Below are 7,539 nucleotides of genomic sequence, written 5' to 3'. Positions count from 1 at the left end.
ACGCGGGACATCCATCGCCCTTGCTGATTCATGCCGATGGCCAGGTGGCTGAACTGGCGCTCACCTGGGGGATGGCCCTGGGCGCGATGGACGGACTCGACTATGCCGCCGCGTCGGTCCAGTTGCGCCCCGGCGATACGCTGTTGATGTTCAGCGATGGCGTCACCGAGGCCATGAACGAAGCCTATGAGGAGTTTGGGACCAAACGCCTGTCCGCGCTCTTCGTCGACCAGCCGCCGCCGGATCCACGCGCGGCGGTGGAACGGGTGCTGGCGGCGGTGGATCGATTCGCCAACGGGGTCGAGCAGTCCGACGACATTACCTGTGTCGCCTTGCGCTATCACGGGGTCGATCCTGCGCGGACGATGGAGGCCGAGCGATGAGCCGGTTGCCAGGGATGAGAATCCTGTTCTGGGCGCTGACGGCCATGCTGGCGCTTTGGTTCAACGCCGCGACGGCCACAGATGATTTACTCGCCGAGATTCAAGCCCGCGGGACACTGCTGGTCGGGGTCAAGGCGGATGTGCCGTCCTGGGGCGAGTTGGACAAGACCAGCGGCGAGATCGTCGGCCTGGAGCCGGATCTCGCCCGGGACCTGGCCGAGCGACTGGGCGTGGATCTCACGCTGGTTCCGGTTCTGTCGGCCGAGCGGGTTTCCGCGCTGGAAACGCGGAAGGTGGACATCGTGATCGCCACCCTGAACGTCACGCCGGAGCGTCTCACCCAGTTGACCCTGGTGTCGCCCTATTACTACGAATCGGGTGCCGGTCTGCTCGCGCGCCGTTCCGCAGGCTTCAAAGAGTGGTCCGAACTGCGCAACCGGCGAATCTGCTCGCGGCGCGGCTCTTTCTATAACCGCCCGATCGCGGTCGAGTACGGGGCGGATATCGTGGCCCTCTACAGCGCCGAGATCGCGCTGGCGGCGCTGCGCGACGGACGCTGCGACGGCTTTCTCGGCGATACCGCGGTGTTCGCGGTCATGTTGCAGGATCGCGAGCTGGCCGAGCGCTACGAGATGATCCTGCCCGCCCTCTATCCGACCGGCTGGGCCGTGGCCCTGCGTCGTGACGCGCGCGGTGGTCGTCTGGAGGCCGTCATCTCGGAGGCCATCGTCCACTGGCACCGGAGCGGCCTGCTGGGTCGACTGGAGGAAAAATGGGGCATCCCCCGTTCCGAGTTCAGTCGGCGGATGGAAGCCGAGTGGCGACAGGCAGCGCCTTAATCCGAACCTGGATCTGACCGCAGATGAGCGTCTTCCACCCGAGTCATCTCATGATGCGCTTGCCGAACGCCCTGCCCGGCGCCGTTGCGCTCAACCTGCGCCGGCGCTGGACCATCGCACTGTTCATCGGGTTCCTGACACTGAGCACGGCGATTCAGGCCGAAGTCCCTCGGGCAACGGTCGAGACGCGCTCCGCCCCCCTGGTCTCGGTCGCCGATGGCCGACGCCTCGCCCCCGACATGGCCCGCATCGTCGCGCGCGGGGAACTGGTGGTGGCCATGGCAGGCATGGATACCCCGCCGTTTTTCTACCTTCGCGATGGCCGGCTTGTCGGGCTGGAGGTGGAGATGGCCAACGAATTGGCCCGCGAGCTTCAGGTCGCGGTGCGCTTTAACCGCCAGGCCCAAAGCTTCAACGAGGTGATCGATCTGGTGGCCCGACAGGAGGCGGATGTTGGCATCAGCAAGCTGTCGCGTACGCTGGCCAGAGCGCAACAGGTGCGCTTTTCCGAGCCTTATCTTAGGCTCAAGCATGCGCTGGCGTTCAACCGGCTCGCGCTCGCGCAACTCGCCATGGACAGGCCGGTTCAGCGCGTCGTGCGCGATTTCGGCGGCACTCTCGGCGTGATCGCCAACTCCTCCTTTGCCGACTTCGCCGCGCACCATTTCCCCCAGGCCAACATCCAGACCTATCCAAACTGGTCAGAGGCCGTCCGGGCGGTGCGGACGGGCGAAATCATTGGCGTCTATCGAGACGAATTCGAAATCAAACGTCTGCTGAAAAGCGATCCCACCGCCTCGCTGACCCTGCGCACCGTGACGCTGACCGATCTTGAGGACACGCTGAGCATCGCCGTCGGCGTGGACGATCCGGTGCTGCTTGATGTCGTCAATCTGTTTCTCGCGCAGCGCGTCAGCAAACTGGATATCGACAAGGTTCTGCATGCCGATACGCACTCACGGTGAGTCACCCTCATGACCTGGCTGAAAAATCTGGCGCTAAACCCCTGGATCATCCTGCTCAGTCTGGCGGGCGGCCTGACGCTGGGCGCCTATCTGCCCGAGTGGTCGCTGAAGCTGGCGTTCGTGGGCCATGTCTATTTGGATCTGATGAAGATGGTCGTGCTGCCCTTCATGCTGTCGGCCGTCATCCTCAGCACGCAACGTCTGATCCAGGAAGGCAGCGGCGGACGGCTTTTTGGCCGGGTCTTGCTGGTGTTCGCGGTCTTCGCGCTCGCCGCCGCCGTCATCGGTGCCGGTACGATGCTGACGCTACGCCCCGGCGCCGATCTACCGCCGGAAACGCTGGACACCTTTGGCGAGATCGTCGGCGGCGACCTTCACTCCAACAACCTCGCCATGGAACTCCACGGAACGGATCCGCGACCGCCCGCGACGGGCCTGGAAACGCTGCTGCTCAGTCTGGTGCCATCCAACATCTTCGCGGCGCTGACCAAGGACGAGACGCTCAAGATCCTGGTGTTTTCCATCCTGATCGGCATCGCCGTCGGTCAGGTGCCGAGGGAGGTCTCGGACGGTTTTAGCAAGACCCTGGAGACCCTCTATCAGGGCTGTCAGACGATCATGCAGTGGATGAATTATCTGCTGCCGCTGGTGCTGCTGACCATGAGCGCCGGACAACTAGCCAAGACCGGCGTCGAGCCGCTGCTGGCCATGGCGCAATTCGTGGCCGCCTTCGCGCTGGCCTCGGCGCTCCTGCTCCTGCTGGCGATCTGGATCCTCTGGCAGCGCGGCCCATTGTCCCTGGGCGCCACGCTCGCCGCGTTGCGCGGACCCTTCGCGCTGGCGATCGCCACGCGCAACAGCGTGATCTGCATGCCGGTCATGATCGACGCGCTCACCCGGCTATTGGGATTTGCCCGCGCCCAGGTCGAGTTGCTGGTGCCGCTCAGCGTATCTCTGTTGCGCATTGGTCCAATCGTCTATTACGTCTGCGCAACCCTGTTCATCGCCCAGCTTTACGGGCTCGCGCTCGATGCCGGCGAACTCGCGCTGGTCATCACGGCGTCCATCCTGGCCGGGTTCGCCTCGGCCGGCATGACGGGTTTGGCGATCGTCTCCCTGACCAGCATCGTTTGCGGCTATCTCGGGCTGCCGTTCGAGGCGGCCTTCATCCTGTTTCTGGCGGTCGACCCCCTCTGCGACATTCTGCGCACGCTGGTGCTCGTGATCGGCAACACCGCCTCGGTGGCGTTGATCGGCGCGCGTCCCGCGCGGGTCACGGAGACCGCATGTCTTTCATAGGCGTCCTTGGCGGGATGGGGCCGGCCGCGACGGTCGACTTCATGGCCAAGCTGGTGGCGCTGACGCCCGCCCGCCGCGATCAGGATCACCTGCCGGTCGTGGTGGTCACGCTGCCTCGGATCCCTGATCGCAGCGCCGCGATTCTCGGGCGCGGCCAGGATCCGCTACCCGCTCTCAAGGAAGGGATCGCAATGCTTAACCGCGCCGACGTGGGTCTGGTCGCCATTCCGTGCAGCACCTCGCATCATTGGTACGACGAACTCAGCGCGGCAAGTCGCGCGCCCATCCTGCACATTGCGCGCGCGGCGGTGTCGCGGGCACCTCGGGGCGAGCGCGCCCTGATCCTGGCCACCCGTGGCGCCCTGGCCTCGGGCTTCTTTCAGCGCGAGCTGGCCGCCTGCGAGATACCCTTCGACATCCCATCCCCGGACGACGACCAAGTCGCGGTGGACGATTGCATTCGGCTGATCAAGGCCGGACAACCCTCGGCGGCCGGCGCCTGTCTGAATCGGGTGCTCGTCAACGCCCGCGCGCGCGATGTGCGGACGGTGATCCTGGGCTGTACTGAACTACCGCTCGCCGTCGCCCATGCCGAACGGCATAAACTGCGCTTGATCGACTGTACCTTGGAACTGGCGCGTTACGCGGTGGAGTACGCATTGCAACGCGGTTGGAATTGCGTCTGATCCTTAAGATCGAACGCACACATCTTGGTTGGCATTGGCGCGTAAGCCGGCGGGCACGGCAGGGCGAGCGCATTTAAACATTCCGTTTTTCGGGTAGTTGACGGATGCTAGCGAGAAACGACGGTTGGAGTTTCTCATGTCAGCAAGCATTCTTGAACATTTCACCTCCTTGGAAGACCCTCGGATCGAGCGTCGAAAGCGGCATGCCTTGGCCGATCTTGTGCTGTTGACGATTTGCGCGGTCGTCAGTGGGGCGGACGGCTGGGAGGCGATCGAGGATTTCGGACGCGAAAAGCTGGATTGGTTGCGTCAGTTTGCCCCCTTTGAAAATGGCGTGCCTTCCGATGACTGCATTGCCAACGTGATCGCGCGTCTCTCCCCGAAGGGATTTCAGGCGTGTTTGTTGAGTTGGACCCAGTCGGTGGCCGAGATCACGGACGGGGAGGTGATCGCCGTCGACGGGAAGACGGCCCGCGGTTCGCGCGACCGCCGGCGGGGGCGTTCGCCGTTGCACATGGTCAGCGCCTGGGCCTGTCACAATCGCCTCGTGTTGGGCCAAGAGGCGACCAGCGAGAAGTCCAATGAGATTACCGCCATCCCCAAGTTGTTGGAACTGCTGGAGTTGAAGGGGTGTTTAGTGACCATTGATGCCATGGGCTGCCAGACCGCGATCGCCGCCCAGATCATCGCGCAAGGCGCTGATTATGTCTTGGGTCTGAAGGGCAACCAGAGCACCCTGCAGGAGGCCGTTGAAGACTACTGGAGCGTCGCGCAACAGGCTGATTTTGCCCATGTCCAGGCTGACTTCACGGAGGAACTGGACAAAGATCATGGTCGGATGGAGGTGCGCCGTTACTGGATCACCGACGATCTGCGGACCCTGCCCAACGTGGCTCGGTGGGCCGGCTTGCGCAGCATCGGGATGGTCGAGCGCGCCTGTGTTAGCAACGGCCAGGAAAGCCTTGAGCGCCGGTACTTCATCAACTCCATTGCGCCCGATGCCGCCCGTTTCGCCCACGCCGTGCGCGAGCACTGGGGCGTGGAAAACCGCCTGCACTGGCGCCTGGACGTGATCTTTGGTGACGATGCGAGCCGCATCCGCAAGGGCCAGGCCCCTGCCATCATGACCTCGGTGCGCCACCTGAGCATGAACCTGTTCGATCAGGAGGGGTCGGCGATCAGTTTGGCCAAGAAGCGCCGCAAGGCCGCGTGGAATGACGACTACCGCGCCAAGGTCGTGTTCGGCTGAGGATTTAAACCATACCATTACACACAAGTCTGTAACTTGCTGATTTTTATATAACACGCTCCGGTTTGTGTTGTTTAAGTTTCAGTAACTTACAAAGATATGTGTAACGCGATGGATTTAAACGCGCTCGCCCTGGCGGGCACGGGCGAGGCGTCGGTCGATGGCTGGATCGTTGCTACTATAGGTTCCCCATTGGCGTAAACTCCCGGCGCGGACCGCCGCGCGTGTTCGGCTCCTCACCCGCCGCCGCGTGACCTCACGAGGCGCCTTTCACCACAGGATCACGCCATGAAAGACCAAGCAAAGCAGTATCAGCAACTCATCGCCAAGTGCTGGGCGGATGACGCCTTCAAGCAGCGGCTGCTAGCCGATCCGGCCGGGACATTGGCGGCGGAGGGAATCGAGGTTCCCACCGGCGTCAGCGTCAAGGTCGCGGAAAACACCGAGCAGGTGTTTCATCTGGTCATCCCCGCCCGACCGTCAGAGTTGTCCGACGATGACCTTCGTGGTGTTGACGGTGCGTATGCGGTTAGGATGTACTTATAAGGGTCGGTGCGGTGAAGTCGCTTGAGGACGGTGATCCAGAGGTGGGTGAACCGCCCCTTGGTAGTGACCCGGCCGCGCAGCCTGCCGTGCCGCCATGCAGACCAACGTCGCACGGACTGCCGGAGCCGGTCGAAATCGACTCCCTGCTCATGAAGTCGGCGCGCACGTTCGATCAGTCGGTCGATTCCACACGATACGGTGCGATGCCTTGGATGGTAGCCTTCTGACGCTGGCCTCTCCATGGCTGGTCCGATGAAGGCGGTGTGCCGCGTCCCGATCAGGTCAAGCGGTCCGGGTTCCTGCTTCTCGCCCGAACCGTCGCGGTTGTCCCGAGGGGCCATCATCCACCACTGGAGAACGCCATGTACGATCAATGCCCACGGTGTCAGCAACTCATCGCCAAGTGCTGGGCCAACGAGGCCTTGAAAAAGCGGCTCATGGGCGACCCGGCCGGAACGCTCAAAGCCGAGGGTCTAGATGTTCCTGAAGGTTTGACGGTCAATGTGGTGGAGAACACCGCGCACGCCTTTACCTTGGTGATCCCAGCACGATCGACGGATCTCTCGGACGAAGATCATCAACCACAGCAGAACGCCATGTACGATCAATGTCCACGGTGTCTGCAACTCATCGCCAAGTGCTGGGCCGACGACGACTTCAAGCAGCGGCTCTTGGGCGACACGACCGGGACGCTCAACGCCGAGGGTATGGAGGTGCCAGAAGGTTTCATGATCGATGTGGTGGAGAACACCGCGCACACCTTCACTCTGGTGATCCCAGAGCGGCAGACGGAACTCTCGGATGAAGACTTGGCACATATCGCGGGGGGAAGCGGCCCTACATTTATGCCGTGCGAAGCCGGCTCTACAAACCCATTGTGCCGACCTATGTGAGTCGTGCTTAGGTCAATATAATGCGACGGTAGCCGGCACCCGAGCACAGAACGCGCCCAGATGGGAACCGTTGACCACCCAACCCGCGCGCGGCCGGAGGCCGCTCAGCGCGGGTGGATGCCGTCGCCGGTGAGGTGAAGCCGTTTCAGCACGGCGACCCAGATCCCGATGAATCGCCCCTTGGTGCCGACCCGGCCGCACAGCCCGCCGCGCAGCCATCGAGACCAACGCCACACGTCCTGCCGGAGCCGGTCGAGATCGGCTCCCGGCTCAATGAAGCCGGCGGGCACGGGCGAGGCGTCGGTCGATGAATGGATCGTTGCAACCATCCCGCTCCCATGGGCGTAAACTCCCGGCGCGAACCGCCGCGCGGGTTCGGCTCCTCACCCGCCGCCGTGTGACCTCACGAGGCGCCTTTAACCACAGGATCACGCCATGAACGACCAAGCGAGGCAGTATCAGCAACTCATCGCCAAGTGCTGGGCGGATGACGCCTTCAAGCAGCGGCTGCTGGCCGATCCGGTCGGGACGCTGGCGGCGGAGGGGATCGAGGTTCCCGCCGGCGTCAGCGTCAAGGTCGCGGAAAACACCGAGCAGGTGTTTCATCTGGTCATCCCTGCCTGTCCCACTGATCTGTCCGACGGGGTGATTACTGGCGCTGTTGGCGGTGTGGGTTGGG

10 protein-coding genes are annotated in these 7,539 nt (G+C 63.4%); 9 read left to right on the top strand and 1 reads right to left on the bottom strand.

What is annotated here, in order from left to right; all coding sequences use genetic code 11:
- From CCR95_RS22930 to CCR95_RS25660, 8 genes are all read left to right on the top strand, one after another.
- Positions 1 to 383, top strand: a 383-nt coding sequence (locus CCR95_RS22930; protein ID WP_201098815.1) for a PP2C family protein-serine/threonine phosphatase, incomplete at its 5' end; no start/stop codon positions are given.
- Positions 380 to 1,222: a transporter substrate-binding domain-containing protein gene (locus CCR95_RS22925; RefSeq protein WP_201098814.1), complete on the top strand. Its 843-nt coding sequence runs from the start codon at positions 380 to 382 to the stop codon at positions 1,220 to 1,222. The genes CCR95_RS22930 and CCR95_RS22925, both read left to right, overlap by 4 nt.
- 23 nt (positions 1,223 to 1,245) lie before the next feature.
- On the top strand, positions 1,246 to 2,187 hold the full coding sequence (locus tag CCR95_RS22920; RefSeq protein WP_242523445.1) for an ABC transporter substrate-binding protein: 942 nt from the start codon (positions 1,246 to 1,248) through the stop codon (positions 2,185 to 2,187).
- Positions 2,188 to 2,196: 9 nt separating this feature from the next.
- Positions 2,197 to 3,486, top strand: a complete 1,290-nt coding sequence (locus CCR95_RS22915; RefSeq protein WP_201098813.1) for a dicarboxylate/amino acid:cation symporter — start codon at positions 2,197 to 2,199, stop codon at positions 3,484 to 3,486.
- Positions 3,474 to 4,172, top strand: a complete 699-nt coding sequence (gene cuyB / locus CCR95_RS22910) for a cysteate racemase (RefSeq protein ID WP_201098811.1) — start codon at positions 3,474 to 3,476, stop codon at positions 4,170 to 4,172. The genes CCR95_RS22915 and cuyB overlap by 13 nt, the downstream gene beginning before the upstream one ends.
- A gap of 136 nt (positions 4,173 to 4,308) precedes the next feature.
- On the top strand, positions 4,309 to 5,421 hold the full coding sequence (locus tag CCR95_RS22905; RefSeq protein WP_242523444.1) for an ISAs1 family transposase: 1,113 nt from the start codon (positions 4,309 to 4,311) through the stop codon (positions 5,419 to 5,421).
- A gap of 288 nt (positions 5,422 to 5,709) precedes the next feature.
- On the top strand, positions 5,710 to 5,967 hold the full coding sequence (locus CCR95_RS22900) for an NHLP leader peptide family RiPP precursor (protein ID WP_201098807.1): 258 nt from the start codon (positions 5,710 to 5,712) through the stop codon (positions 5,965 to 5,967).
- Positions 5,968 to 6,329: 362 nt separating this feature from the next.
- The gene (locus CCR95_RS25660; RefSeq protein ID WP_242523443.1) at positions 6,330 to 6,860 is read left to right on the top strand and encodes an NHLP leader peptide family RiPP precursor; all 531 of its coding nucleotides are present in this window, start codon (positions 6,330 to 6,332) and stop codon (positions 6,858 to 6,860) included.
- A 104-nt stretch (positions 6,861 to 6,964) separates the two neighbouring features.
- On the opposite strand, the gene CCR95_RS22885 is transcribed toward CCR95_RS25660, so the two are convergent.
- Positions 6,965 to 7,189, bottom strand: a complete 225-nt coding sequence (locus tag CCR95_RS22885) for a hypothetical protein (protein WP_201098806.1) — start codon at positions 7,187 to 7,189, stop codon at positions 6,965 to 6,967.
- A gap of 106 nt (positions 7,190 to 7,295) precedes the next feature.
- On the opposite strand from CCR95_RS22885, the gene CCR95_RS22880 reads away from it, so the two are divergent.
- The coding region (locus CCR95_RS22880; RefSeq protein ID WP_201098805.1) for an NHLP leader peptide family RiPP precursor at positions 7,296 to 7,539 on the top strand (244 nt) is incomplete at its 3' end.

Source organism: Thiocystis minor (assembly GCF_016653465.1).
GTDB lineage: Bacteria > Pseudomonadota > Gammaproteobacteria > Chromatiales > Chromatiaceae > Chromatium > Chromatium minus.
The sequence above is the reverse complement of the archived record's forward strand: the minus strand, read 5'-3'. Positions and strand labels throughout refer to the sequence as shown.

What these genes read in the sequence shown, in the direction of transcription:
- CCR95_RS22905 (WP_242523444.1), top strand. Translation starts at nt 4,309, where the DNA reads ATGTCAGCAAGCATTCTTGAACATTTCACCTCCTTGGAAGACCCTCGG.
- CCR95_RS22925 (WP_201098814.1), top strand. Translation starts at nt 380, where the DNA reads ATGAGCCGGTTGCCAGGGATGAGAATCCTGTTCTGGGCGCTGACGGCC.
- cuyB (WP_201098811.1), top strand. Translation starts at nt 3,474, where the DNA reads ATGTCTTTCATAGGCGTCCTTGGCGGGATGGGGCCGGCCGCGACGGTC.
- CCR95_RS22900 (WP_201098807.1), top strand. Translation starts at nt 5,710, where the DNA reads ATGAAAGACCAAGCAAAGCAGTATCAGCAACTCATCGCCAAGTGCTGG.
- CCR95_RS22915 (WP_201098813.1), top strand. Translation starts at nt 2,197, where the DNA reads ATGACCTGGCTGAAAAATCTGGCGCTAAACCCCTGGATCATCCTGCTC.
- CCR95_RS22885 (WP_201098806.1), bottom strand. Translation starts at nt 7,189, where the DNA reads ATGGTTGCAACGATCCATTCATCGACCGACGCCTCGCCCGTGCCCGCC.
- CCR95_RS22920 (WP_242523445.1), top strand. Translation starts at nt 1,246, where the DNA reads ATGAGCGTCTTCCACCCGAGTCATCTCATGATGCGCTTGCCGAACGCC.
- CCR95_RS25660 (WP_242523443.1), top strand. Translation starts at nt 6,330, where the DNA reads ATGTACGATCAATGCCCACGGTGTCAGCAACTCATCGCCAAGTGCTGG.